At 44.1% G+C, this 24,358-nt stretch carries 29 protein-coding genes and 3 pseudogenes; 21 read left to right on the forward strand and 11 right to left on the reverse strand.

Annotated features, from left to right (window positions below; translation table 11 throughout):
• Positions 1-7: 7 nt before the first annotated feature.
• Positions 8-679 carry a ribonuclease H family protein gene (locus tag D5S11_RS16570; protein ID WP_108724874.1) on the forward strand — a complete coding sequence of 224 codons (672 nt, stop codon included), beginning with the start codon at positions 8-10 and terminating at the stop codon, positions 677-679.
• 2 nt (positions 680-681) lie between these two features.
• Complete coding sequence (locus tag D5S11_RS16575) at positions 682-864, forward strand: zinc-finger domain-containing protein (protein ID WP_003153581.1); 183 nt, start codon at positions 682-684, stop codon at positions 862-864.
• Between the two features lie 26 nt (positions 865-890).
• Here D5S11_RS16575 and D5S11_RS16580 read toward each other — a convergent pair whose 3' ends face one another.
• Positions 891-1,148, reverse strand: coding sequence for a DUF2564 family protein (locus tag D5S11_RS16580; RefSeq protein WP_108724875.1), 258 nt, complete (start codon positions 1,146-1,148; stop codon positions 891-893).
• A 161-nt stretch (positions 1,149-1,309) separates the two neighbouring features.
• On the opposite strand from D5S11_RS16580, the gene D5S11_RS16585 reads away from it, so the two are divergent.
• Positions 1,310-1,492 carry a hypothetical protein gene (locus D5S11_RS16585; RefSeq protein WP_012117812.1) on the forward strand — a complete coding sequence of 61 codons (183 nt, stop codon included), beginning with the start codon at positions 1,310-1,312 and terminating at the stop codon, positions 1,490-1,492.
• A 51-nt stretch (positions 1,493-1,543) separates the two neighbouring features.
• Here D5S11_RS16585 and cspD read toward each other — a convergent pair whose 3' ends face one another.
• The 4 genes and pseudogenes from cspD to metA form a co-directional block, all read right to left on the reverse strand.
• The gene (gene cspD / locus D5S11_RS16590; RefSeq protein WP_003153604.1) at positions 1,544-1,744 is read right to left on the reverse strand and encodes a cold-shock protein CspD; all 201 of its coding nucleotides are present in this window, start codon (positions 1,742-1,744) and stop codon (positions 1,544-1,546) included.
• A 15-nt stretch (positions 1,745-1,759) separates the two neighbouring features.
• A pseudogene (locus D5S11_RS16595) lies at positions 1,760-1,871 on the reverse strand (hypothetical protein); the annotation flags it as partial.
• Between the two features lie 94 nt (positions 1,872-1,965).
• Positions 1,966-3,108 carry a diglucosyl diacylglycerol synthase gene (locus D5S11_RS16600; RefSeq protein ID WP_007409520.1) on the reverse strand — a complete coding sequence of 381 codons (1,143 nt, stop codon included), beginning with the start codon at positions 3,106-3,108 and terminating at the stop codon, positions 1,966-1,968.
• A gap of 224 nt (positions 3,109-3,332) precedes the next feature.
• Positions 3,333-4,238, reverse strand: coding sequence for a homoserine O-acetyltransferase MetA (gene metA, locus D5S11_RS16605; protein WP_003153608.1), 906 nt, complete (start codon positions 4,236-4,238; stop codon positions 3,333-3,335).
• Between the two features lie 283 nt (positions 4,239-4,521).
• On the opposite strand from metA, the gene D5S11_RS16610 reads away from it, so the two are divergent.
• The 10 genes from D5S11_RS16610 (at position 4,522) to D5S11_RS16655 (ending at position 12,965) form a co-directional block, all read left to right on the forward strand.
• On the forward strand, positions 4,522-5,004 hold the full coding sequence (locus D5S11_RS16610; protein ID WP_108724876.1) for a glutathione peroxidase: 483 nt from the start codon (positions 4,522-4,524) through the stop codon (positions 5,002-5,004).
• Between the two features lie 11 nt (positions 5,005-5,015).
• Entirely contained in the window at positions 5,016-5,624 is a 609-nt protein-coding gene (locus tag D5S11_RS16615) for an HD domain-containing protein (RefSeq protein ID WP_007409522.1), read from the forward strand.
• 68 nt (positions 5,625-5,692) lie between these two features.
• Positions 5,693-6,826, forward strand: coding sequence for a conserved virulence factor C family protein (locus D5S11_RS16620; RefSeq protein ID WP_007409523.1), 1,134 nt, complete (start codon positions 5,693-5,695; stop codon positions 6,824-6,826).
• 253 nt (positions 6,827-7,079) lie between these two features.
• Positions 7,080-8,756, forward strand: a complete 1,677-nt coding sequence (gene ilvD, locus D5S11_RS16625) for a dihydroxy-acid dehydratase (protein ID WP_007409524.1) — start codon at positions 7,080-7,082, stop codon at positions 8,754-8,756.
• An 81-nt stretch (positions 8,757-8,837) separates the two neighbouring features.
• Entirely contained in the window at positions 8,838-9,272 is a 435-nt protein-coding gene (locus tag D5S11_RS16630; protein WP_003153619.1) for a BrxA/BrxB family bacilliredoxin, read from the forward strand.
• Between the two features lie 39 nt (positions 9,273-9,311).
• Positions 9,312-10,082, forward strand: coding sequence for a class I SAM-dependent methyltransferase (locus D5S11_RS16635; RefSeq protein WP_007409525.1), 771 nt, complete (start codon positions 9,312-9,314; stop codon positions 10,080-10,082).
• A gap of 262 nt (positions 10,083-10,344) precedes the next feature.
• Positions 10,345-10,953: a YpjP family protein gene (locus D5S11_RS16640; protein ID WP_007409526.1), complete on the forward strand. Its 609-nt coding sequence runs from the start codon at positions 10,345-10,347 to the stop codon at positions 10,951-10,953.
• A gap of 99 nt (positions 10,954-11,052) precedes the next feature.
• Positions 11,053-11,847, forward strand: coding sequence for a thymidylate synthase (locus D5S11_RS16645; RefSeq protein WP_003153622.1), 795 nt, complete (start codon positions 11,053-11,055; stop codon positions 11,845-11,847).
• Entirely contained in the window at positions 11,844-12,326 is a 483-nt protein-coding gene (locus D5S11_RS16650; protein ID WP_108724877.1) for a dihydrofolate reductase, read from the forward strand. Before D5S11_RS16645 ends, D5S11_RS16650 begins: the two co-directional genes overlap by 4 nt.
• Positions 12,327-12,341: 15 nt before the next feature.
• Positions 12,342-12,965, forward strand: coding sequence for a lysophospholipid acyltransferase family protein (locus D5S11_RS16655; protein WP_032866272.1), 624 nt, complete (start codon positions 12,342-12,344; stop codon positions 12,963-12,965).
• A 39-nt stretch (positions 12,966-13,004) separates the two neighbouring features.
• Here the strand turns inward: D5S11_RS16655 and trhA are convergent, their stop codons facing one another.
• Positions 13,005-13,643 (reverse strand): PAQR family membrane homeostasis protein TrhA, encoded by a 639-nt coding sequence (gene trhA / locus D5S11_RS16660; protein WP_007409529.1) that lies wholly within the window; start codon positions 13,641-13,643, stop codon positions 13,005-13,007.
• Positions 13,644-13,659: 16 nt separating this feature from the next.
• Positions 13,660-14,652: a sigma-54-dependent transcriptional regulator gene (locus tag D5S11_RS16665; protein WP_025284893.1), complete on the reverse strand. Its 993-nt coding sequence runs from the start codon at positions 14,650-14,652 to the stop codon at positions 13,660-13,662.
• Positions 14,653-14,836: 184 nt separating this feature from the next.
• Between D5S11_RS16665 and ilvA the strand changes: the two genes are divergently transcribed.
• The 5 genes from ilvA to D5S11_RS16690 all read left to right on the forward strand — a co-directional run bounded on the left by ilvA (position 14,837) and on the right by D5S11_RS16690 (position 18,535).
• On the forward strand, positions 14,837-16,105 hold the full coding sequence (gene ilvA, locus D5S11_RS16670; protein ID WP_007612085.1) for a threonine ammonia-lyase IlvA: 1,269 nt from the start codon (positions 14,837-14,839) through the stop codon (positions 16,103-16,105).
• A gap of 92 nt (positions 16,106-16,197) precedes the next feature.
• Positions 16,198-16,449, forward strand: coding sequence for a DUF2535 family protein (locus D5S11_RS16675; protein WP_007409532.1), 252 nt, complete (start codon positions 16,198-16,200; stop codon positions 16,447-16,449).
• A gap of 98 nt (positions 16,450-16,547) precedes the next feature.
• The gene (locus D5S11_RS16680; RefSeq protein WP_085342373.1) at positions 16,548-17,129 is read left to right on the forward strand and encodes an SCO family protein; all 582 of its coding nucleotides are present in this window, start codon (positions 16,548-16,550) and stop codon (positions 17,127-17,129) included.
• A gap of 77 nt (positions 17,130-17,206) precedes the next feature.
• Positions 17,207-17,962: an SGNH/GDSL hydrolase family protein gene (locus D5S11_RS16685; protein ID WP_003153635.1), complete on the forward strand. Its 756-nt coding sequence runs from the start codon at positions 17,207-17,209 to the stop codon at positions 17,960-17,962.
• Between the two features lie 9 nt (positions 17,963-17,971).
• On the forward strand, positions 17,972-18,535 hold the full coding sequence (locus D5S11_RS16690) for a YpmS family protein (RefSeq protein WP_032866270.1): 564 nt from the start codon (positions 17,972-17,974) through the stop codon (positions 18,533-18,535).
• 50 nt (positions 18,536-18,585) lie between these two features.
• Here D5S11_RS16690 and D5S11_RS16695 read toward each other — a convergent pair whose 3' ends face one another.
• Complete coding sequence (locus D5S11_RS16695) at positions 18,586-19,011, reverse strand: MarR family transcriptional regulator (RefSeq protein WP_003153639.1); 426 nt, start codon at positions 19,009-19,011, stop codon at positions 18,586-18,588.
• A gap of 128 nt (positions 19,012-19,139) precedes the next feature.
• Here D5S11_RS16695 and msrA point away from each other — a divergent pair, with 128 nt between their 5' ends.
• Together msrA and msrB are read left to right on the forward strand one after the other, a co-directional pair.
• Positions 19,140-19,673: a peptide-methionine (S)-S-oxide reductase MsrA gene (gene msrA, locus D5S11_RS16700; RefSeq protein ID WP_003153641.1), complete on the forward strand. Its 534-nt coding sequence runs from the start codon at positions 19,140-19,142 to the stop codon at positions 19,671-19,673.
• Between the two features lies 1 nt (position 19,674).
• Positions 19,675-20,109: a peptide-methionine (R)-S-oxide reductase MsrB gene (gene msrB / locus D5S11_RS16705; protein WP_007409536.1), complete on the forward strand. Its 435-nt coding sequence runs from the start codon at positions 19,675-19,677 to the stop codon at positions 20,107-20,109.
• A 40-nt stretch (positions 20,110-20,149) separates the two neighbouring features.
• Here msrB and D5S11_RS16710 read toward each other — a convergent pair.
• The 3 genes and pseudogenes from D5S11_RS16710 to D5S11_RS16720 all read right to left on the reverse strand — a co-directional run.
• Positions 20,150-20,770, reverse strand: a pseudogene (locus tag D5S11_RS16710) (polysaccharide biosynthesis protein); the annotation flags it as partial.
• Positions 20,746-22,430, reverse strand: a pseudogene (locus D5S11_RS16715) (recombinase family protein). The pseudogenes D5S11_RS16710 and D5S11_RS16715, both read right to left, overlap by 25 nt.
• A 216-nt stretch (positions 22,431-22,646) precedes the next feature.
• Positions 22,647-23,612 carry a thermonuclease family protein gene (locus tag D5S11_RS16720; protein WP_007409540.1) on the reverse strand — a complete coding sequence of 322 codons (966 nt, stop codon included), beginning with the start codon at positions 23,610-23,612 and terminating at the stop codon, positions 22,647-22,649.
• Between the two features lie 264 nt (positions 23,613-23,876).
• Between D5S11_RS16720 and D5S11_RS16725 the strand changes: the two genes are divergently transcribed.
• Positions 23,877-24,311 carry an SMI1/KNR4 family protein gene (locus tag D5S11_RS16725; protein ID WP_096335157.1) on the forward strand — a complete coding sequence of 145 codons (435 nt, stop codon included), beginning with the start codon at positions 23,877-23,879 and terminating at the stop codon, positions 24,309-24,311.
• The last annotated feature ends 47 nt before the right edge of the window (positions 24,312-24,358 follow it).

Genomic DNA, 24,358 nt, shown 5'->3' on the forward strand with positions numbered 1-24,358 from the left:
GATTTCAATGAATCTTAAGCCGTATATCGAAATAGAAGCAAAAGGAACAGGCCCTGTCGCGTTTTTTTCCGAAGATTGGCTGACCGTTCCGAAAGCGCGCATGCTTGCAAGAGAAGTCAGCCGCTTTCCTTATATAAAAGACATTTATTTTGAGGATGAAAAAGGCGCGAGCTGGACGCTTAAAGAATTAGAAAAGCTTACTGAAGAGCTTGCGCACGAACCTGACGACATTACAGTGTATTTCGACGGCGGCTTTGACAAAACAAGCGGACGCGCCGGACTCGGAATTGTCGTGTATTATTCTCTCGGCGGCAAGCGATACCGCATACGGAAAAACAAAAGCTTAACGCTTCAGACGAACAATGAGGCGGAATATGCCGCTTTATACGAAGCGCTTAAGGAAGTGCAGGAACTTGGCGCAAGCAGAAATTCAATCACGATAAGAGGGGATTCCCTCGTCGTTTTGCATCAGCTTGACGGCAGCTGGCCGTGTTATGATGAAACGCAAAACGAATGGCTGGATAAAATTGAAGCGCTGCTCGAATCCTTAAAGCTGACACCGACATATGAAGCCGTAAGCCGAAAGGAAAATCAAGAAGCGGATGACCTTGCCAGAAAAATTCTCTCGGACCGGCAGATTGAAAGCCGCATAACATTAGAAGGTAACGGAGATGACTGATATTGGATAAAAAAAGCATTTATAAAGAATTGACAGAGCTTCAGGATGAATATTGCAAAGACTGTTTCGTAAAAAAGCATTTCCGCAAAGAGTTTGGAAAAACGCACGCTCATTCTTTCTGCATCAACCAATGCACAGTGGGGGAGAAGCTGAAAGCCTACGGCAAGGTGCTGACAAATCAATAAAAAATAAAACCGCAGCTTCTGCGGTTTTATTTTTCGAATTCATCGAGCTGATGCTGGCAATCGTCGAGAAGCATTCGCTGCTTTTGCAGAAAACCCTGGTCGAGAGCTTGCAGTTCACTGGATTGTGACATCGTTCTGGCATCCTGAATCGCTTGGTAAGCAGATTCCACCAAAGTTGAATTTTGGCCCCGGGTAGCCGCTCCCGTTGTTTTCTGGGCCGTTTCCACCGCTAATTCAAGCTGGCGTTTATCCGTCAGTCCGTTTGGAAAAAATTCAGAGTCCATTAAAAAACACCTCCGCAAATAGTTTGGAGATTTTTTTTAGAAATATGTACGGAAAATAGAAAAAAATATAGAAAATAAGCCGATATAACTATTGAACCTGATTAATTAGGGCTTATTTACTATTATTCAGGGTATCTTGGGAGAGAAGGGAAAAACCAGCCGTGAATGATAAAGATTTAAAAACAATCCTTCAGCAGACATTTAAAGAAATATACGGTGATTTGGGAAGTTTAGCGGAAATGGCAAAAAAAGGAATGCCGTCAATGGAGAAACAAATTGAAGAAATCGAGCAGCGCTGCAAGCAGAATCTTGTTGCAATTGAGATTCAGACGGCAATCAAATAGGAGAGGCATACGCCTCTCCTCTATTTGTCATCTGATCAACATGTATTGAGTTTAGAGTTTTACAACATTAGAAGCTTGAGGTCCACGATTACCTTCGACAATTTCAAAAGAAACTTCTTGTCCTTCTTCTAATGATTTGTATCCTTCTCCTTCGATAGCAGTGAAGTGAACAAATACGTCGTCTCCGCCTTCAACTTCGATGAAGCCGAATCCTTTTTCGTTATTGAACCATTTTACTTTACCGTTTTGCATATTGCTTAATTCCTCCTAGTACTGTAGCACCTTCGTGCTAAAAAAAATTTTGTCATCATCCAACCGTACGTATGTAAACGTTGTTAAATGATGGTTCAACTATACACCATATGGGAGCGGACGTCAAGCAGCCGCTCCCTATTTTTTATCTTTATTTTTCCAGTCACAAAGCTTAACCGGAAAAAAACAAAAAGCACACGAATCGTTCGTGTGCTTTTCTTTTACGATAATGCCATATCTGCCTTCCCGGCCATCATTTCAGATTCTTTTATAATGTCCTGCAAAATGACTTCAGAAGAGTTGGGGAGGTGAAGGCTTTTAATATTGTCCTTCATCCGGTTCAGCTTCTCCTCATCCGCAAGAAGGGAGGTGACCGACTCTAAAATTTCTTCGTGGCGGTTGACCACGACAGCCGCACCGCGATCTTCAAAGAAAATGGCGTTTTCTTTTTCCTGTCCGGGAACCGGTTTGTACAAAATAACGGGTACTCCGATCGCCGTTGCTTCCGTCAGTGTGATGCCGCCCGGTTTCGTGATCATGCAGTCTGTAATACGGAACAGCTCGTCAATTCTTTCTACATAGCCCAGAACTTTCAGCCGGTCGGCATTGTCACCTTCCAAGCTGCTGAGGGATTCTTTCAGCGAGCTGTTTTTGCCGCATACCACCACAACCTGCACCTGATCGTCATGAACGAGATTTTCGCACAGTTCTTTTACGTTTTTCAGCACACCATGCGCTCCCGCCATAATAAGAAGAACTTTTTTGTCGGGAGAGAGATTGTATTTTTTATAAATCGGCTCTTTCGGCATCGATTCCTCGAATTGAGGCCTGATGGGAATGCCCGTGATCTTTACGTTGTTCGGGTGAGTGCCGATTTCAATCAGTTTTTCCTTCACGTAATCTGTGGCGACATAATATTTATCAACATTTTCATGAACCCAGATTTTGTGAAGGCAGAAATCGGTCATAACGTTGAACGTCGGGATCACTTTTCCGGTTCTCCGTCTGTATTCCGGTACGACAATCATCGGAAATGTATTGATAATAATGTCCGGCTTATGCTCTTCGACGAGCTGGCCTAAACGTTTATTTCCCATTTTAAAATAAATATTGAATTTGCGTTTATTATAGATTTTGTCAACTCCGTAATAAAACAAACGATAAAACTGTTTCCCGATTGAGAAGCTTTTTAAATAAAGGTATTGAGTAACCTCTGAAACAATCGGATTTGACTCTTGATACAAATTGGAAACCGTCACATCTAAGCCGAGACGCAGACACTGTTCGTAGAGCGTTTTGGCCACTTGAACATGCCCGTTTCCGTAATTTGCAGTCAAAATTAATACTTTTTTATTGGTATTCAAGTAAATTCACCTCAATGTAATCAACAACAAGCAAGCTTCATGCATCGTAAGGAGTTATTGTCTATAGATAAACATAACACAAGTGCATCATTTTATAATAAGCGCGGCAACATATTTAAACTAAATTTAATTGATATGTTCCATTATTTTAAAGTTTTGTTATACGCATACTGAATCAAGAGTATTTTATCATATTTTTGTCACCGTATCACTCAAAACAAAAATTAATCCCATTCATACGGGGTTTCCTGATATACGTAATAATTCAGCCAATTCATAAACAATAACGTTGCATGAGCTTTCCAGCGGTTAACAGGTTCTTTCCCGCCGGGCGCAAAATAGTGCTTAGGAGCTTCTACGTTTGAAAGATTTCTCTCTATGTCTCTCTCATACTCCTGAAGTAGCGTATCGGTATCATATTCCGGATGACCCGTTAAGAAAATCTGTTTTTCGTCTTTTGAAACGATTAAACAGACCCCCGCTTCCTCTGAAACGCTGAGCACATCCAGATCCGAAGCCGATTGCAGCTGCTCCGTATTAATATCTGTATGCCGTGAGTGGGGCACATAGTATAGCTCGTCAAATCCTCTTACCAATCTCTCATGTTTTTTAAGAACGGTATGCTCAAACACACCGAAGATTTTTTTCGGCAGCTCCACTTTCTCAATGCCGTAATGATAGTATAAACCGGCTTGAGCGCCCCAGCAGATATGGAGGGTTGAAGTGACATTCGTTTTGCTCCATTCCATGATTTCCTTCAATTCTTCCCAGTAAGAAACATCTTCAAACGGCAGGTGCTCAATCGGAGCCCCGGTAATAATCATTCCGTCAAACCGTTTGTGGCGGATGCTGGAAAAATCCGTATAAAATTCATCCAGATGCTGCCTTGCCGTATTTTTTGGAGTATGTGTGCTCGGAATTAAGAACGTAAAGTGAACTTGTAAAGGTGAATTCCCAAGCATCCTGAGGAGCTGGGTTTCCGTTTGGATTTTTTTCGGCATCAGATTTAAAATCACGATCTTCTGCGGCCGGATATCCTGATGAAAAGCCCGGCTTTCATCCATTACAAAGATGTGTTCACTTTCAAGCACCTGCTTAGCGGGCAGGTGATTTGGTATATTAATAGGCAACATGCCACCTCCGTTATTCCCCGTTAATTTTCTTCATTATAGAAATTTTTAAGCCATTTTTCAATCCATCCCGGCGTAATAAACCGCATTTAACGCATAATGACGGGGATAAAAGCGGCAAATAGGCATAAATTCGGAGCGGCTCTTTATTATGACGGGTAAAGAGCCGTTTGGTTCCTCGAAAAAAACGTTTTCCGTTAAGTGGAAGGAAAAAGCGGTTGCCGTTTGTTTTGCAGTGTAAAACAGGTAAAATAAATGAAGAATGTAAAAAGGAGGGCCGCAGATGACAATTTACGATATAAACGTACGGACCATAACAGGCGAAGACATGACGCTATCGGCTTACAGAGGCAAGGTGATGATCATTGTGAATACAGCAAGCAAATGCGGGTTCACATCCCAGCTCAAGCAGCTTCAGGAGCTCTATGATACATATCGGGAGGAAGGTCTTGAAATATTGGGATTTCCCTGCAACCAATTCATGAACCAAGAACCTGGAAACGAAGCGGAAATTCAAGATTTCTGTGTGAAAAACTACGGAGTCACATTCCCGATGTTTGCGAAAGTTGATGTCAATGGAGCAGACGCTCATCCTCTCTTCACATATCTGACGGAACAGGCGAAGGGGATGCTCGGCACAAAAGCGGTCAAATGGAATTTCACTAAGTTTATCGTGGACCGAAACGGTGAAGTCACCGGGCGTTTTTCACCGAACGTCAACCCAAAAGAGCTTGAAGATACGGTGCAGAGGCTTTTGGCCCGATAAGAGGTGATACGATGAACGAAAAAGAGCAGCTGGAAAGCGTCAGGAATTGGGTCAGAGAAAAGCTTATCAATGAACGAACGGGCCATGACTGGCTTCATATTTCCCGGGTCGCAAAACTTTCTGTGTACATTGCAAAAGAAGAAGGCGCCGACTTATTTATCACTGAGACGGCCGCGCTGGTTCATGATCTGATTGACGCCAAGCTCGAAAAAAGCGAAAGGCTGACGGCAGGCGAAGTGACAGAACGGCTGGCTGCTTTCAACATTGCGGATGGCTCCATTCAGGAGATCGCGGATATTATCACGAGAATGTCATTCAGACACAGGGAACTGCTGATAAAGCGGCCGCTTTCATTGGAGGGGAAAGTTGTTCAGGATGCAGACATGCTTGATGCGATCGGCGCAGCGGGCATCGGCAGGGCTTTTATGTTTGCCGGGGCGAAGGGTCACCCGATGTACGGAACTCAAACAAGTGTGCTGGCCCATATAGAGGATAAATTAATCAAGCTTAAAGGCTTAATGAATACAAAAGCGGGGGCCGGTTTAGCAGAGGAGCGGCATCAATTTCTTTTGCAGTTCGCCGCCCGTATCCAAAAAGAGGCCGGCATTTGCAAAAGCTAAGCGGCGCAATAGAACGCTTGTGCCGACTATGTTAGAATAAGTGTCAGATTGCGCATAGGAGGACCAATATGAAGATTAAATCAATAGAACCGACGCCGAGTCCGAACACGATGAAAGTGATTTTGACTGAAGAGCTTCCGGCAGGGAAAAGCAACAATTACAAGCCCGGTCAGGCAGATGATGCTCCGGCTGTCGTACGTGATATTTTAAACATCGAAGGAGTAAAGGGCGTTTATCACGTTGCCGATTTCCTGGCTGTGGAGAGAAACGCCCGTTTTGACTGGAAGGAAATTCTGCCTCAGGTCCGTTCCGCCTTCGGAATGGAACATACGGAGCAGTCTGAGAGCCGTTCTGAACAGGAATCGTTCGGTGAAGTGAAGGTTTTCGTACAAATGTTCAGCGGAATCCCGATGCAGGTCAAATTGACGGACGGCGAACGTGAAGAGCGCTTCGGCCTTCCGGAACGTTTCCAAGAAGCCATCTTAAAGCTGCGTTCCGAAGCTTCAAATGTTGTATTTGAGCGGGCTTGGAAAGAACAAGGCGTGCGCTTCGGGGATTTTACCGAAATCGGACACGATGTCACAGAAGAGCTTCAGGCCGCCTACAGTGATGAGCGGCTCAAACGCCTGACAGAAGCAGCCGCACAGCAAAAGGGTGAGGCCAAACCTGCAGTGCAGCGGAAAGCTTATAAAGTGACTTTGGACATGCTCGATGATGAAGACTGGAAACAGCGCTATGCCCATCTTGAGCAAATGGATCCGGATGAAGACGATTTACCAGTATTGGAAAAGGCGCTGTATGATCCGAAGACTTCGATCAGAAGACAAGCCGTCGTTTATTTGGGAATGATCGAAAAGCCGTCTGTGCTTCCGCTGTTATACAAAGCGCTTGAAGACAAAACGGTGACGGTCAGAAGGACGGCGGGTGACTGTCTGTCGGATCTTGGCGATGCGAGCGCCATCCCGGCCATGACGAAATCGCTCAGTGACTCAAGCAAGCTCGTGCGCTGGCGCGCGGCCATGTTTTTATATGAGGTCGGCGATGAAAGCGCGCTGGAAGCATTAAAAGCGGCGGAAGACGATCCGGAATTCGAAGTCAGCCTGCAAGTCAAAATGGCGATTGAACGGATTGAGCACGGAGAAGAGGCGAAAGGTTCAGTCTGGAAACAGATGACTGAAAGCAGAAAAAAAGAACAGTTATAACAAAAAGGTGCGCCCATGCACCTTTTTTATTTGAATTCACTTTTTATAAAAATTATTTAGAATATTGTTGAAAAATGATTCAAAACTCTATATAGTAAGTACAATATTAATTGTTGGAGGGTTTTTATCGAAATACAGAAAGAATAGAAAAGCGAGACAGGGCAAAGACACTGTAAAATTTGCAGAACGCGCCCTAGAATAAACTGAAAATTTTAAAAATAGTGCACAGTCTAAAAACAGTAGGGGGATCACCATGGCAGAATTACGCAGCAACATGATCACACAGGGAATTGACAGAGCGCCGCACCGCAGCCTTCTTCGCGCTGCCGGCGTAAAAGAAGAGGACTTCGGTAAGCCGTTTATCGCGGTCTGTAATTCATACATCGATATCGTTCCCGGGCATGTTCACCTGCAGGAATTTGGAAAAATCGTAAAAGAAGCAATCAGGGAAGCGGGCGGTGTGCCTTTTGAATTTAACACGATCGGAGTAGATGACGGAATCGCAATGGGGCATATCGGCATGAGATATTCGCTGCCGAGCCGCGAAATCATTGCCGATTCAGTTGAAACGGTCGTCTCGGCGCACTGGTTTGACGGAATGGTCTGCATTCCGAACTGCGACAAAATTACGCCGGGAATGCTGATGGCGGCTATGCGGATTAATATTCCGACCATTTTTGTCAGCGGGGGGCCGATGGCAGCCGGCCGCACAAGCGACGGCCGCAAAATTTCGCTTTCTTCAGTATTTGAAGGCGTCGGCGCATATCAAGCCGGGAAAATCGGTGAAAGCGACCTGCAGGAGCTGGAACAGTTCGGCTGCCCGACGTGCGGATCTTGTTCGGGCATGTTTACGGCAAACTCCATGAACTGTCTGTCTGAAGCGCTCGGTCTGGCGCTTCCGGGCAACGGAACAATTCTAGCAACTTCACCGGAGAGAAGAGAGTTTGTGAGAAAATCAGCGGCCCAATTGATGGAGACCATCAAAAAAGACATTAAGCCGCGCGATATCGTCACCGAAAAAGCGATTGACAACGCGTTTGCGTTAGACATGGCTCTCGGCGGCTCAACCAACACAGTGCTTCATACGCTTGCGCTTGCCAATGAAGCTGGGGTTGAGTACTCTTTAGAACGCATTAACGAAGTGGCTGAACGAGTGCCTCACTTATCGAAATTGGCGCCGGCCTCGGACGTCTTCATTGAAGATCTGCACGAAGCGGGCGGTGTGTCGGCTGCCCTTAATGAATTGGCGAAAAAAGAAGGGGCGCTTCATCTTGACGCGCTGACTGTAACAGGCCGCACACTCGGAGAAACAATTGCGGGTCATGAAGTAAAGGATTATGACGTGATTCATCCGCTTGACAATCCGTTTACCGAAAAAGGCGGTTTGGCCGTCCTGTTTGGGAATCTGGCTCCGGACGGCGCCATTATCAAAACAGGCGGGGTGCAGGACGGGATTACAAGACATGAAGGCCCCGCTGTCGTCTTTGATTCCCAGGATGCCGCGCTTGAAGGCATTATAAACCGCAAAGTAAAAGAAGGAGATGTTGTCATTATCCGTTATGAAGGGCCAAAGGGCGGCCCGGGCATGCCGGAGATGCTCGCTCCGACGTCTCAGATTGTCGGAATGGGGCTTGGCCCGAAAGTGGCGCTTATTACAGACGGCCGTTTTTCAGGAGCGTCCCGGGGCCTTTCAATCGGGCACGTATCGCCTGAAGCGGCTGAAGGCGGCCCGCTCGCATTCGTAGAAAACGGCGACCATGTCATCGTTGACATAGAAAAACGGATTTTGGACGTACAAGTGCCTGAAGAAGAATGGGAAAAACGCAAGGCCGAATGGAAAGGCTTCGAGCCGAAAGTAAAAACAGGATATCTGGCCCGGTATTCCAAACTCGTAACAAGCGCCAATACGGGCGGAATCATGAAAATATAAAACAGAGGCCTGAACAATTGAATTCCGGCCCCCTCTATAGTATCCTTGACTTCATATAAGGATTTTAGAGGGGGCTTTTTTATGTCAATGGCTTATGAAGAATATATGCGCCAGCTGGTCGTGCCGATGCGCCGTGAGCTGACGGGTGCGGGTTTTCAGGAATTAACGACTGCTGAAGAAGTAGAAAGCTTTATGGAACAGGCAGAGGGCACGACATTGGTCGTTGTCAACTCCGTGTGCGGCTGTGCAGCCGGTCTTGCCCGTCCGGCTGCGACTCAGGCTGTTTTACAGCATGAAAAAGCGCCTGATCATACGGTTACCGTATTTGCCGGTCAAGATAAAGACGCAACTGCAAAAATGCGTGAATACTTTACAGGGCAGGAACCTTCCTCGCCATCAATGGCGCTGTTAAAAGGGAAAGAGGTCGTTCATTTTATTCCCCGTCACGAAATCGAAGGGCATGACATGGAGGAAATTATGAAAAATCTGACGGATGCCTTCGATGCGCACTGCTGAAATGCCCGAATTCCGGGCATTTTCTTTTTGGAGAAAAAGATGATCACAACGAGTTACCGACCAAGCGAATATACGATACACACAGCGCAGTCACTCAGTGTCAGGCTGGGTGATACTTACTGCAGCCGCAATAAACAGCCCATTGAAAAAATGCTGGAACGAGCGGCTAGCGATCTTTTAGTCATCGGAAAGGAACGGTTCGAACTTTACACGAAGCAAGGGGAGAAGTTCTTTTTTCACCCGAATACAGCGATGTTCCGCGCAAAGCGGTTTTTGAGAGGGGAAGCCGAGCCGTTGTTAAAAGCAGCCGGATTACGCGAAGGGGATTCCTTTTTAGATTGTACGCTCGGGCTGGCATCCGATGCGATTTTGGCAAGCCTGGCAGTCGGAAAAAGCGGACAAGTCATCGGCCTGGAGAAAAACAAGCTTGTCTCATTGCTTGTTGAAACAGGACTTCAAACGTGGGAAACCGGAATGGAGCAGCTCCAAACCGCCATGAAACGCATTCAGGTCAAACATGCCGACTGCGCCGATTATTTGCGGGAGCTTCCTGATTCATCGGTAGATGTCATTTATTTTGACCCGATGTTTCACGAACCTGTTGAAACGTCAGACGGCATTGCACCACTCCGCGCGCTGGCAGAAGAGGGTTTTAACGAAGAGTGCATCACGCAAGCCGTCCGGGCGGCGAAAAAATGCGTAGTGCTTAAAGACCATTGGAAAAGCCCGCGGTTTGAACGATACGGCTTCAAGGTGCTGAAAAGAAAGACGGCGCTTTTCCACTTTGGTGTCATCCATGTGAGCTCATGATATCTTGGGCTTCTTTTTCGTTAATCAGTGATTTCCATAACGACAAAATAAAGCAGCGTGAGAAGTGATACAGTCGCAAATAAAGCGTTAATCATCTCATCCCCTCCTTTTTCTCCTTCTTATTGTAAGCGGTTTATCCGCTCGGTCACAGTTACCAATTTCCCATATTGCATGATAATACGCTGCCGGACATGACGCCGCGCTTTCATCTATGCTAAAATAAAGGAAAAGAGGACAATAAAACAGAGGGGAACAATCTGTCATGAAATTGTGGATGAAAAAGACCCTTGTGGTTCTGTTTACCATTGTAACGTTCGGACTCGTGTCTCCTCCGGCTGCTTTGATGACAGACAAGCCTTCAGGACAGTCGAGCAGTCTTGAGCAGAATGATTACACCGCTTTTTATGATGAACACGCTCTGCCGGGAGAAGAGAAGGCAGGGCGGGAGCCTGAATTACTGTTTCAATCGTATCAGCAGCAGCTTCTCGGTGATGCTGAAAATCAATCATTTTTAAAATTCGGCAGCAAAATCTCTCCGGTCATTGAAGATGATTACAGAAGTGAAATTCTGCCGAAAATCGAAGATGTGATCACAGGACATTTAGCCAAGTTTCAAGATGATGAAGCGTATCAGGATGTGGTTATTTCCAGCAAACCGTCGGCCGGAAAAACTGAAAAAATTTTTCATGTGTATAACAGGCTGACGGGTGAAGATCTTTTAAGGTTCCACGTCCGCCGGGATCATCCTCCGCAAGACGGCTACTGGTTTAATTTTCATTACCATACCGCTGAAGACGGATTTCAATCACATCATGAGCTCGGCAGCATTTACTGGGACCGCAATACGCCGCCTGACTGGATGAGCGTGTAATAGCGAGAAGAAATAAAAAAATCATTTCTGAGAAATTTTGCAGAAATGATTTTTTATTGTGTTACACTACTAAAAGACTACTTTAAAAGGATGAAAAAAATGAAACAATATAAAGATTTGTGCCGTCATGTGTTAGAAAACGGAGAAAAAAAAGGAGACCGTACGGGAACGGGTACGATCAGCACGTTCGGCTACCAAATGCGGTTTAACCTTCAGGAAGGTTTCCCGATGCTTACGACGAAAAAGCTCCATTTTAAATCCATCGCGCATGAGCTGCTTTGGTTTTTAAAAGGAGATACGAATGTCCGCTACCTTCAGGAAAACGGAGTCCGCATCTGGAACGAATGGGCGGATGAAAACGGAGAGCTCGGACCGGTTTACGGTTCTCAATGGCGTTCATGGCGCGGAGCGGACGGCGAGACCATCGATCAAATCTCCCGGCTGATTCATGACATCAAGACAAACCCGAATTCCAGACGTTTAATCGTCAGCGCCTGGAATGTCGGCGAAATTGATCATATGGCGCTTCCGCCTTGCCACTGCCTGTTTCAGTTTTATGTCGCGGACGGAAAACTGTCGTGTCAGCTTTATCAGCGCTCAGCGGATGTCTTTCTCGGCGTGCCGTTTAATATTGCGTCTTATGCGCTTTTAACAATGATGATCGCGCATGTGACGGGGCTTGAACCGGGTGAGTTTGTTCATACATTCGGAGACGTCCACATTTACCAAAACCATGTGGAGCAGGTGAATTTGCAGCTGACAAGGGATGTCCGTCCGCTGCCGAAACTGCGGTTTGCGCGAAATGTTGATTCTATTTTTGATTTTACGTTTGAAGACTTTATCATTGAGGATTATGACCCGCATCCGCACATAAAAGGAGCTGTCAGCGTATGATTTCGTTTATTTTTGCGATGGATGAAAACCGGCTGATCGGGAAAGATAACGATCTGCCTTGGCACCTTCCCGATGATCTCGCATATTTCAAAAAAGTGACGACGGGCCACACCATTGTAATGGGGCGGAAAACGTTTGAATCAATCGGACGCCCGCTTCCGAACCGGCGTAACATCGTTGTAACCTCACGGGACGAATCTTTATTCCCGGGCTGTATTACCGCCGACTCGGCTGAGGAAGTGCTCAAGCTGATCCCGGCGGATGAAGAATGCTTTGTGATCGGCGGCGCCCAGCTGTACAGTGCGCTCTTTCCTTATGCGGACAGACTCTACATGACAAAAATTCACCATGTCTTTGAAGGAGACCGTTTTTTTCCGGAATTTAATGAAGCTGAATGGGAATTGACATCCCGCAAACAGGGAGTAAAAGATGAAAAAAACCCTTACGATTATGAGTACCTTGTATACGAGAAAGTTTAAGCAGGGGGACAAGAATTGATTCGTTACGGCTGCCTTGTGATGTACGTTGTATTTATGTTCATGAAAAATATTCAGGAATATATCAATCAAAAAGAGCTTGACCCGCGGCTTTCTTTTCAAAAACAGATGAGGCTGGTGTATGAGCGGCCGAAAGCCTTTATGAGAGGCTGCATTGACGTGTCGGGATCGGCAATCGGCATTCATCATGATCAGCCGATACCGGACGGCCCCGTATTGTATGTGCATCCCAGATTGCGCCCGGCTGATCTTCTGCTGCTTGCGGGACATCTTGAAGAGCCGGCTGGTTTTATCGCTGGCGAGAAAGCTTTCCGGATGCCGTTTCTCGGAAATTGGCTGCGGCTGATGGGTGTCATTTGTGGCGGAGACAGCCGGGATGCAGTGCTTCATGAGGCGGAAGTCCGTCTGCAAAAAGGGCAAAGTCTGATTCTGTCCGAAGACGGCAAAATCAATCCGGAGGAACTGGCCCTTCGTTTCGACCTCCCGATTGTGCCTGTCAGCACTTCGGGAACAGACCGGCTGCTGCGGGGCAGATTACTGAAACGGCTGAAACCGGCTGACATTGAATTACATATAAAGCCCGCTTATTTTCCGGCCGGTCAGAAACGGCTCCGTGCATAAAAAAAGCACAGTCTCTATAGAGAGGCTGTGCTTTTTATTTCAGATAAAGGGGACTTTGACGCAATAAAATAAAATACAGAAAAACATCGAGGCGCTGCCGCCTAAAACAAAACTGTGCCAAATGGCGTGATGATACGGAACCTTTCTCCAAATATAAAATATTGTGCCGGCGGAATACAATAAACCGCCGAAAAGAAGAAGGCCGAAACCGGGGCCTGACAGCGAAGCGTACAGCGGTTTAATGGCGACGATGATCAGCCAGCCCATCATTAAATAGACAAGCGTTGAAAAAATGATAAACCGCTTCACGAAAAAGATTTTAAACACGATGCCTCCGATGGCAAGCGACCAAACAATAATTAAAAGGGTCAGACCGAGCGCCCCTTTAAGGGGTCCTAATAAAAATGGCGTATATGTTCCGGCTATTAATACGTATATCGCGGAATGATCCACAATCTCAAGAATGTCTTTCGTTTTTTTATGCTGAATGCTGTGCAAAAGAGTCGAGCTGAGATACAGCAGCAGCATTGAAGCGCCGAAGATTGAAAAGCTGACGATGTCTGTCGGCGAGCCGTATTTCACCGCGAAGATAATGAGAAAAATAAGCGCCGGAATCGACAGCAATACACCGATTCCGTGTGTGACGGCATTTGCGATTTCTTCTTTTATTGTGAACAATCAAATGTCCTCCTTTTTAAAGGATTTGTTTTTGCAGTGACTGCAAAAAGCTCAACCCTTCTAATGTAATTTTTGTTCCAGCGCGTCCTCGGCCTTTTGTCACATAGTTCATCTTTTCTAAGTAATCAAGCCTGTTTCTGACCTGCTGGGGCGATAATGTCATTGTGCTGTTTTCGCTTAATTCGGATATGCTCCGTCTGCTGGCGGGTTCGCCTTTTGTATTTAAGTCTTTAATTGATTCCAAAATAAACAAAAACTCTTCTTTCTCCATCAATGTCAGCCGTTTTTCTTTTTTCTTAGCTGTTTTCGCTTTCTGGCTGTTTTTGATATACAGCGGGACATCATCGGGATAAATCGTGCTGCCGGATGCTGCCGCGGCCATATAGTACGCCGCATTTTGAAGTTCTCTGATGTTGCCGTTAAAGGTGTGCCGCTCAAACAGCGGATAAACGGACGGATCGATATGAACATGCTGCCCCGTGGCTGTCAGCATATGCTGCAGAAGAAGCGGTATATCGCTTTTTCGTTCAGATAAAGCAGGGAGCGGAAGGCATAACACGTGAAGCCTGTAAAATAAATCTTGGCTGAACGTATTTTCTGCGCCGGTATCACCAAGATCCGCCGTGCTGCTTGCAATGATGCGGGCGGAAAGCCCGGCATCCAGCTCGGAAAGAAGGCGGGCCTGTACCGAGAGCGGCATGTCTCCGATTTCATATAAGAATAATGTTCCGCGGCGGGCCCTGTTTAATGCGCCTTCAGCGCCGAACAGTTCATATTCGAGCCGCTCTTCGCTTTGGCTGCAGTGAACGGTAATAAATAGTTCGCTGTTTCTGCGGGATTTATGGTGGATCGCTCTGGCCATTTGTTTTTTTCCGGTTCCGACTTCACCCGTTATGAAGACTGGCAAATCAGATAAAGCAAATTGCGAGGCCAATCGTTTCGCTTCTGAAAAGGTGTGATGTTCGCCGGCTAGCTGATAAAAAGGATCAGTTTGTTCAATTACACTCATGAATTGGCTCCTTTTGGTTCTAATTGGTTTAAGTATAACACGTTTGTGCGATCGAAAATATCTTTTTCTCTTGTATCGGTTCATTTAATTTTATTTACAAAATTAAAATAATTGTCTTATTATTTGAATATTCATGTTATAATGGCATATTAAATAGGGATTTAAATAAGAAAGGACTCTGTAAATGAAACCGTTGCTTAAAGAAGACTCTCTCATCCAGGTAAAAGACATTTTAAAAGCGCACCAAAATGTAAAGGACGTTGTGATACATACGCCTTTGCAGAGGAATGACAGACTTTCTGAGAGGTATGGCTGCAACATCTATTTGAAAAGGGAAGACCTGCAGGTGGTCAGATCATTTAAGCTCAGAGGGGCTTATAATAAAATGAGGCAGCTCTCAAAAGAGCAGACTGAAAACGGAATTGTATGCGCAAGTGCGGGAAACCATGCGCAGGGGGTTGCGTTTTCATGCAAACACCTCGGCATTCACGGCAAGATTTTTATGCCGTCAACCACACCGAGACAGAAAGTATCCCAAGTGGAATTGTTCGGAAAAGAATTTGTTGAAATCATATTGACGGGTGACACTTTCGATGATGCGTATAAGAGTTCTGCGGAATGCTGTGAAAAAGAAAACCGTACGTTTATTCATCCGTTTGACGATCCCGATGTCATGGCCGGACAGGGAACGGCTGCCATCGAAATTTTAAATGACATTGACGTTGAACCGCATTTTCTATTTGCAAGCGTAGGGGGAGGAGGACTCCTGTCCGGGCTCGGCACGTACATGAAAAACATATCGCCGGATACAAAAATCATAGCGGTAGAGCCGAAGGGCGCAGCCTCCTATTTTGAATCGAAAAAAGCCGGACAAGTGGTTGAACTTGAGAAAATTGATAAATTTGTCGATGGGGCGGCCGTAAAAAAAATCGGCGCCGAAACCTTTCAAACGCTCGAAACCGTCGTCGATGACGTTGTGCTTGTCCCGGAAGGAAAAGTATGCAGCACGATTCTCGAATTATATAATCAATGCGCCATCGTAGCGGAGCCGGCGGGGGCATTGTCCGTGTCAGCACTTGATCTGTACAAGGAAGAGATTAAAGGGAAAAACGTCATCTGCATGGTCAGCGGAGGGAATAACGACATCGGCAGAATGCAGGAGATGAAGGAACGCTCCATGATTTATGAGGGGCTGCAGCATTATTTTATCGTTAATTTCCCGCAAAGGGCGGGAGCGCTTCGCGAATACCTAGATGAAGTGCTTGGGCCTGATGATGACATCACCCGGTTTGAATACACGAAAAAAAATAACAAAAGCAGCGGCCCCGCATTGGTCGGCATTGAGCTTAAGCATCGGGAAGATTACGGCGCGCTCATTGCCCGGATGAATCAAAAAGGATTTCATTACGTAGAGGTGAATAAAGATCAGGATCTGTTCCACCTGTTAATCTGACTTTTTTTAGAACGGCCGCGCAAAATGACAGACACGCTTTCTCAGATTGTATATAATAAAAAGAAAACAATCGAAAAAGAAGGATTGATATCTTGTTACTCAAAAGCCTAGAGTTCAAACGACAGGACGGGATTCAGGTAAAAGTGACAGAAATACCGGTTGTCACGGAAGGTGAACATTATTTTTTTCAAATTCATCAGCACCTTGAGCTTTATTTGAGAGAGGTTTTTGCTTCACAAAGTGTGAGAACAGTGTATTCATTCCGACAATATGTCAAGCGCCGTATGAAGTGGAAAGATTACGAGGCCGTTTTCAACCAAGAGATTTTAAAACATAACGCATAACGGTGCATATTCCTTAGCGCCTTCCTTTTGATAAGGGAGGGTGCGGGAATTTTTTTATGATGAATGCTGTAAGCGTTTTATCCATGGGGGGAATGGAAATGAAAAAAATGAAAATCTTCGCTGCCGTCTTTTGTTTGCTGCTCTTGTGCGCCTGCGGGGGGAAAACGATAAAAGACCCGCTGAACTATCAGATTGAACCGTTTTCATATCAAAACCAAGATGGAAAAACAGTGTCACTGAAAAGCCTGAAGGGGCATGTCTGGATTGCCGACTTTATGTTTACAAATTGTAATACGGTCTGTCCGCCGATGACGGCCCACATGACCGAACTGCAAAAAAAACTGAAGGCTGAGAATCTGGACGTGCGGATTGTGTCGTTCAGTGTAGATCCTGAAAAGGATACGCCGAAACAGCTGAAAGCATTTGCTTCCAAATATCCGCTTTCGCTTCGCAACTGGGATTTTCTGACCGGTTACAGCCAAAAGGACATTGAAGATTTTGCGCTGAACAGCTTTAAATCAATCGTCAAAAAGCCGGAGGGAGAGGATCAGGTCATACATAAAACCTCTTTTTATTTAGTCGGACCTGACGGGAAGGTGCTTAAAGATTATGACGGCGTGCAGAAAGTTCCGTATGATGACATCCTCTCAGATGTCAGAGCGGCTGAGGAGCTCAAGTAAACTGGCAGATTAGACATTTTCAAATCTGAAAAAACATGTTACACTTTCCACTAGTAGACGGGGAAGGAGCAACCAGATTGAAGCTGCGAATGTTCTCATTGATCGCCGGACTGGCCTTGCTTTTATCAGCTTGTTCTGTCCAGCGCACCGGTTCTGACGCTGAAGAACCGAAAACGAAAGATCATATTGTCATAGCTGCGGTCGGTGATTCATTGACTGAAGGAGTAGGAGATCCTGACGGTTCAGGATACGTCGGCAGGGCAGCGGAGTCTCTTAAGAAAAAGGGACATGTGAAAACGGTTGATATTAAAAATTATGCGGTGCAGGGTGACAAAACGTCTGACCTGCTGGAAAAGCTTGATAATAAAAAAGTTCAGAAATCATTAAAGAGCGCCGACTATATCTTTTTTACCATCGGCGGCAATGACTTAATGAAGGTGCTCCGCCAGAATATGATGCAGCTGACGGTTCAGCCGTTCCAAAAGGAAGAGAAACCTTTTGAAAAACGATTCAAGGCGATCGTTTCAAAAATCCGCAAATATAATGAAAACGCAGAGCTGGTGTATGTCAGCATGTATAATCCATTCACGTTTACGCTGCCTGAATTAAAAGAAATTAATGGGGTTGTAACGGATTGGAACAAGATCGCCGCAAAAGAGCTGGAAAAAGATCCTCACGCCGCCGCGGTGAATGTTGAAGACTTGTTCAGTCAAAAAAGCGGCAGCAGACGGATTTCAAAGGATGATGATTTTCATCCGAACGCAAAAGGGTATGCACTTATCGCCGATCGATTGTACGGCATCATTGAAAAACAAGGGTTACCAGCAGAATAGGGTGAAATGATGAAAAAGTGGAAATCGCTGTTTTTTGTTCTTCTCGCACTCAATGTGATTGCCGCCGCGGTAATTGTGACATTATTGGTTATGCCGGGAGAGCAGGAGAAAATACAAGATCAGACAAAAAGTGAGTACGGCTTTCATATCACGAGCTCGAAAGAATCTCTTGCCAGGTTTGTGAATGCGTACTTAAAAGAGAAGGCATCGAATCAGCTTGACTACAAAGTGGACATCAATAACGATGTGCACGTGGCAGGTAAAATCAAAGCATTCTCAACCTCCATTAACGCGGTCGTCACATTTGAACCGTCCGTACAGGAGAACGGAGATGTGATGTTGAAAGTGACGAAGTTTTCCTTAGGCGAATTAAGCCTGCCGATCAGCTTTGTGCTGAATTATATGGACAGCTTTTATGAACTCCCGTCATTTGTGCACGTTCATTCCGGGGATAAAAGCATCGAGATCCGTCTGTCGGAAATGCCTTTAGACAACGGCATGTATGTAAAAGCGGATAAAATCAATCTCGACACGGATGAAATTGAATTTTCCTATTATCATCCGAAACAATAAGTTTTCATAAAAAAAACACAGATCCTTTCAGGGATTTGTGTTTTTTCGTGTCAGCGTTTTTTGTCCAGCTTGCTGAACAGTTTGATTAACGTTGCGAGCTCTTCATCAGAGTAGCAGTCAAACCGTTTAAAAAAGTATTCTGTTTTTTTCTGGTTGAAATGATCGACAATTTTCTCCCCGGCTTCCGTAATATGGATTCTGATAATTCGCCTGTCCTCTTTGGAACGGATGCGGGTGATCCATTCCTTTTCTACTAAAGCGTCGGTCACTGCGGTAATATGGCTTGCGGAGACCTCAAGAATGGGGGCGAATTCCGTTACTTTTTTAGGCCCTTGTTCACTGAGAATCCGCAAAATGGTGAATTCGTTCCTGGACAGCTCTTTATCTAGAATTTCATTAACTTCATTTCTGATTTGTTTAAACACTTTTCGAAGCAAAGCTTCCATATCATACATCATTTGTGTCCTTACTTTCAAATCATGAACCTCCAATATGTAGTCAGCGTGGCATTCGTTCAGCTTCCCCTGAAAGCAGAATTATTTTTATTCTGTTTATACATGCTATAATATAATAATACCACGTATGAACAAAGGAGGGCACCCGTATGTCAGAAAAAAAAGAAATCGCCACATTTGCAGGCGGCTGTTTTTGGTGCATGGTGAAGCCGTTTGACGAACAGCCCGGGATTGAAAAGGTGGTGTCCGGCTATACAGGAGGTCATACTGAGAATCCGACTTACGAAGAAGTGTGCAGTGAAACGACCGGACACAGAGAAGCCGTTCAAATCACATTTCAACCTGACATTTATCCGTATGAAAAGCTTGTCGAGCTGTTTTGGCAGCAGATCGACCCGACTGATGCAGGCGGCCAGTTTGCAGACCGCGGAAGTTCATATCGGGCGGCGATATATTACCATAATGATGAACAAAAACAAATCGCTGAAGCCTCAAAAAAACAGCTTGAAGAAAGCGGCATATTTAAAAAGCCGATCGTGACAGACATCTTGAAGGCTGAGCCTTTTTATGAAGCGGAAGGCTATCATCAGCACTTTTATAAGAAAAATCCTGATCACTACGGGCGCTACCGTGTAGGTTCCGGACGTCAAGGCTTTCTGGATGAGCATTGGAGGGACAGATAAGATGGCTTTTAATAAAGAAGAAAAAATCAAATCATTAAACCGCATGCAATATGAAGTCACACAAAATAACGGAACGGAGCCGCCGTTTCAAAATGAATTCTGGGATCACAAAGAAGAGGGGCTGTATGTTGATATCGTATCGGGAAAGCCCTTGTTTACTTCTCTGGATAAATTCGATTCTCATTGCGGCTGGCCCAGTTTTACAAAACCGATTGAGGAAGAAGAGGTTGACGAAAAACTGGACACAAGCCACGGGATGATCCGGACGGAAGTGAGAAGCAAAACAGCTGATTCCCACTTAGGCCACGTATTTAATGACGGTCCGGGGCCAAGCGGTCTCCGTTATTGCATTAACTCTGCGGCACTCCGGTTTATTCCGAAAGACAAGCTGAAGGAAGAGGGCTATGAAGCCTGTCTGCATTTATTTGAAAAATAAAGCTCAGCAATGAGGCCTGCCTATCAGACAGGCCTTTTTTCTATGTTTTTTTTTCTTCATGTAATTGTTCAATAATCTTTACGATTGTGTCTTTTGTGATGAGCGGCGCCTGATCGGATTGATATCTGGGGAGATTGACCTTCTGAAATTCCGGATGTTTGGCGGGATCCGGCAATATCGCGTAAAGATTGCCCCATTCATATAAAGATTCCGTCTCATGAGGAGAGGTCAGTTCTTCATGAAGCTTCTCACCGGGGCGTTTTCCCACTTCAACAGCGGCGGGGCGCGGCAGTCCGTGCCGGAACGCATATTCTTCAAACCCGTGAAGCAGTTCTTCAAGCCTCAGGGACTCCATTTTAAAAATAAACGTTTCTCCGCCCTTTGTGATCGCCGCAGATTGCAGGGTGAGCGTTGCGGCGTCATCAATCGACATAAAAAACCTCGTCATGTTTTTATCCGTAATGGTGAGCGGACCGCCTGCCATCAACTGCTCAAATAAAATAGGAATAACGGAACCGCGTGAACCGAGCACATTGCCGAAGCGGACCGAACAAAATACCGTACCGCGGTTTTGAACATGATGATTCGCCTGATGAAACAGCTTTTCGGACAACAGCTTCGTAGCTCCCATTGTGTTTACCGGGGAAACGGCTTTATCGGTTTTTTAAGATATTTACTGTATTTTGAGGGACTATCAGTGACGGTGAGGTCGATAACGAAAAATTAAACCTTAGGATAGGGGTAATTTCAAACTGAGCCGGAATTGGCCCTTTTCTTTTTTGTGTCATCGTAACGATAACTTCTTTGAAGACCATTCTTAATAGCGCGTTCTTTTTCTCTGTGCTTGATTCAATGTGATATTGATCAATTATCCTATTTATGTTGTTTCTGACTGTATTACTGTCTATTTCTGATTGCGCTTCTTGAGTTCCATTGAGCTCATGCTTGGCAATCTGGAGTTCTTTAAATTCTTCATCTAAAACAGCTTTTCTTTTCAAAAAAAGTTCATCAGTGTAAATGCCGCTCTCATATTTCTCGAAGATAAAATTCTCTTTGTTTTTTAACTCTTGTTCTTTTTGTGAAAGATGTTCAGACATTTGCTTTTTTGTTTTCACATTACTATTTACGTCTTCGTATTTAGAAATCATTGAAATGATATGTTTTGTTAAAGTCTTATTATCTAAGTTGCTTAAAGAAGAGAGGTAATCCAAAATGGCATTTTCAACATCGTTATATCTCACATAAGTGCATTTATTCTTTTTGCAAGTGAGTGATTTAACGTGATATACACTTTCCGTGCCGTTTTTGTTTTCTCGCGTTCGCCTAGTTTCGTATTTAGATAATGGTTCACCGCACTTAGAACAAGTGCATACGCCTGCCAATTCACTTAATTCCAATGCGTTTTTATTAGGCAGCAGGGGGACTTTGTTTGCAATTTTCTCTTGTGATTGTTGAAATTGTTCTTGATCTATTATAGGAGCATGTGCATCCGATACTACAATTTGTTCCTTTTCAGGTCTAATTGTTCGTTTACCGTCTTTTGTTTTTTCTCTAACCTTATATTTAACAGTTCCGATATACGCTTCGTTTTGCAGAATTGCTTTAATTGTGTATTGATTCCAGCGCTTTTTTCCTGATGGAGTCGGTATTTGTAATTTTGTTAAGTGAGAAGCAATCGCTGTATAACTATAATCTTTTCCATTCAACCCATTTAAAAAGATGTTAAAGATGAATTGAACGACTTTTGCTTTTTCTTCGACTGGGACTAGTTTGGATGTTTTTTTGTTTAACCGGTATCCATAAGGCGCTAGTCCGGAAATCCATTTCCCTTGTGCCGCATATGTGTATTTAGCGCCTGTCATACGCTCTCTGGTCATTTCAAATTCTTCTCTGGCCATAAACAATTCAAAACGAATCTGACGCATGTCTGCAGGGTTTCGAGGGTCATAAACTTTATATGGTGTAATGATAATCAATCGCTTGCTTTGAAGAAGGTTAACAATTTGTCCCGCATCACTGTAGCTCCCGCGGCTGAGTCTTGTTATTTCTTTAACAGCAATTGCCTGGTACTTGCCTTCCTCGAGGTCTTTAAGACATTCTTTAAAAACAGGGCGGCCCTCAATGCTTTCTCCTGACCCGATTTCCATTTTTAATTCATAGGGGATTTCAATCGACTTCAGTATTTTATTCATGAGTTCTTTTTGTTCTGTTAGCGTATCTTCGCCTGTTCTTTTTTCTCGCTCCATATCCTGACGAGAGCGTCTAAGATAACCCAAAATATTTGTAATGTTGTAAGAGTGAACGATGTTTTTTAACTCCAAAAAATCAGCACCTCCTCTTTATTGTATTTGCTGTAAAAAGAGAAGTATTCGTACAATATTCTGTCTGACATTGAATACGAAAATAACGTAATAAATATTGTAGGGGCTGTATTCTTTAAGTGTTGGGCTAAAGAGCTCGCTCATACGCTCTATGTTTTTTGTTAGCCTGAGAAAATACCCAAATAAAAAAAGAAGCCTCAGAGGACTTCAAAATAATTAATTCTTCTCACATGCAAAGTTGTCATTATCCCGATCCATCTTAGATGTATAAGCAGGGTGAGTGCTTGGTACTCCATGCGGATATTTCTTTCTCAGCTCTGTGCAGTTTGCAAAGTGTTCTGTTCCTCCAGCAGAAGGGGAGGCTTGTGCAGAGTTAGAAGAGCTGCTTGATGCTGAACCGCTTGAGTTCGATTTATGTGTCTCGGATTGGTGTGTTGTAACTGACTTTTGAGCCGGCTTAGATACACTTACTGATTTCTTCGGTTTCGTTACGCAGCCATTAAATCCTTTATCAGTCGCATATCCATTCTTACTCCAAATCTTCAAGTCTTTATCTTTCGCAGCTTGCTCATCTTTCTTATACGTGTCTAAATACTTCGTGTTTGGCTCATATACATAAGCTACTCGTGCTAATCCTTCTTTAAGCAGTGTTTCTTGTACTGATTTGCCATCTGCATAAACGTAAGCCAGCATTCTGCCATACTTGTCTGTACGATCTCCTTTATCAAACTCCAGTTGAAGTTTTCCCTTGTTAACCAGCTGTTTGTTTCTTGCTGAAGCATCCTCACCATATGGTTGTACGCAAGAGTTTGGGTTCTTAGTTTTAGGCGTGTCAACAAGTAAATAACGAACAGTTTTGACTTCGCCTTTATAGTTAACTTTAATCGTATCCCCATCAACTGTTCTGTTAAGTGTTACATCGACCAGCTTTTTCTTTTTGTCAGACGCCTTTTTATCCGACGAATCCTTCTTTGAAGCATTTTCGGCTTTTTCATTTTTGTCATTAGTACTTTTGTCATTTGATTGAGTGTCTGCCTTTGTCTCTTTTGCATCCTTTTCTTCTTGCTCTGTTGTTTTAGCTTGATCTGAATCTGTTTTATCTGTAGAAGCAGAATCAGATCCACACGCAGCCAAAGAAAAGCTTAGAGATAATGCGCCAATACCTAACAGCCATTTCTTCAATGTAATTCCCCCAATTTGTTTGTTCTGTCTCTATATCGGACAAACCTTCCTAATTATAAGTATAAAACCAAAGATTGTAAATTTCATTTTGGCATTTTAAGACACTCAAATACAGTTGTGTGGTAAAATTTAGTGACTCAAACACCTTAGAGGAGGGAAATTTAATTGGAAGAAGGAAAGTTAATTCGCATGACTCTTGATGGGATAAAGGAAGCTGTTTCTAAATACGGAACTTTTCCTATGCTCCAACATGGAGGGCATGTCATGGAAGATGCTGCTTTTCAATTCAGAGACCCAGCCAGTCCTCAAGAAATTAATAGTTTAGAAAAGATGTTAGGGGTAACTTTGCCTAATGATTATAAAGAGTTCCTATTCAATCACAATGGAATGGAAATGTTTAATGGTATTGAGCTTCTTAGTACAGAAGGGATAATTGAATTTAATGAAGTTCAAGACTTCCCTAAGGGATATGTCCTAATTGGGTATCATTATGATGGCAGGTATGTTATTGATGTAAACAAATCAAATAAAGGGTTGGGGTATATGTTGCATCTGGATTCAATTGATAATATTGAAGATGCGGTATATTTAGACTCTAACTTTGAGATATGGTTTGACATGTTGGTGTCATCAAACGGAACTAAGTACTGGGAAGTAAAGCCAAAAATTAAAGAGTATTATAAATATGTTTCAGAATAGAAAGTTTAGATAAGATCAAGTGGAAAGGAGCCGTAAATGAAAGTATT

The organism is Bacillus sp. L75, assembly GCF_003676355.1.
Taxonomy (GTDB): Bacteria; Bacillota; Bacilli; order Bacillales; family Bacillaceae; genus Bacillus; species Bacillus velezensis.

Bases quoted from the DNA above. Each gene is read 5' to 3' on its own strand.
- D5S11_RS16570 (WP_108724874.1), top strand. From the start codon at position 8: ATGAATCTTAAGCCGTATATCGAAATAGAAGCAAAAGGAACAGGCCCT.
- D5S11_RS16580 (WP_108724875.1), bottom strand. From the start codon at position 1,148: ATGGACTCTGAATTTTTTCCAAACGGACTGACGGATAAACGCCAGCTT.
- cspD (WP_003153604.1), bottom strand. From the start codon at position 1,744: ATGCAAAACGGTAAAGTAAAATGGTTCAATAACGAAAAAGGATTCGGC.
- D5S11_RS16610 (WP_108724876.1), top strand. From the start codon at position 4,522: ATGACAATTTACGATATAAACGTACGGACCATAACAGGCGAAGACATG.
- D5S11_RS16615 (WP_007409522.1), top strand. From the start codon at position 5,016: ATGAACGAAAAAGAGCAGCTGGAAAGCGTCAGGAATTGGGTCAGAGAA.
- D5S11_RS16620 (WP_007409523.1), top strand. From the start codon at position 5,693: ATGAAGATTAAATCAATAGAACCGACGCCGAGTCCGAACACGATGAAA.
- ilvD (WP_007409524.1), top strand. From the start codon at position 7,080: ATGGCAGAATTACGCAGCAACATGATCACACAGGGAATTGACAGAGCG.
- D5S11_RS16630 (WP_003153619.1), top strand. From the start codon at position 8,838: ATGTCAATGGCTTATGAAGAATATATGCGCCAGCTGGTCGTGCCGATG.
- D5S11_RS16635 (WP_007409525.1), top strand. From the start codon at position 9,312: ATGATCACAACGAGTTACCGACCAAGCGAATATACGATACACACAGCG.
- D5S11_RS16640 (WP_007409526.1), top strand. From the start codon at position 10,345: ATGAAATTGTGGATGAAAAAGACCCTTGTGGTTCTGTTTACCATTGTA.
- D5S11_RS16645 (WP_003153622.1), top strand. From the start codon at position 11,053: ATGAAACAATATAAAGATTTGTGCCGTCATGTGTTAGAAAACGGAGAA.
- D5S11_RS16650 (WP_108724877.1), top strand. From the start codon at position 11,844: ATGATTTCGTTTATTTTTGCGATGGATGAAAACCGGCTGATCGGGAAA.
- D5S11_RS16665 (WP_025284893.1), bottom strand. From the start codon at position 14,652: ATGAGTGTAATTGAACAAACTGATCCTTTTTATCAGCTAGCCGGCGAA.
- ilvA (WP_007612085.1), top strand. From the start codon at position 14,837: ATGAAACCGTTGCTTAAAGAAGACTCTCTCATCCAGGTAAAAGACATT.
- D5S11_RS16680 (WP_085342373.1), top strand. From the start codon at position 16,548: ATGAAAAAAATGAAAATCTTCGCTGCCGTCTTTTGTTTGCTGCTCTTG.
- D5S11_RS16690 (WP_032866270.1), top strand. From the start codon at position 17,972: ATGAAAAAGTGGAAATCGCTGTTTTTTGTTCTTCTCGCACTCAATGTG.
- msrA (WP_003153641.1), top strand. From the start codon at position 19,140: ATGTCAGAAAAAAAAGAAATCGCCACATTTGCAGGCGGCTGTTTTTGG.
- msrB (WP_007409536.1), top strand. From the start codon at position 19,675: ATGGCTTTTAATAAAGAAGAAAAAATCAAATCATTAAACCGCATGCAA.
- D5S11_RS16725 (WP_096335157.1), top strand. From the start codon at position 23,877: ATGGAAGATGCTGCTTTTCAATTCAGAGACCCAGCCAGTCCTCAAGAA.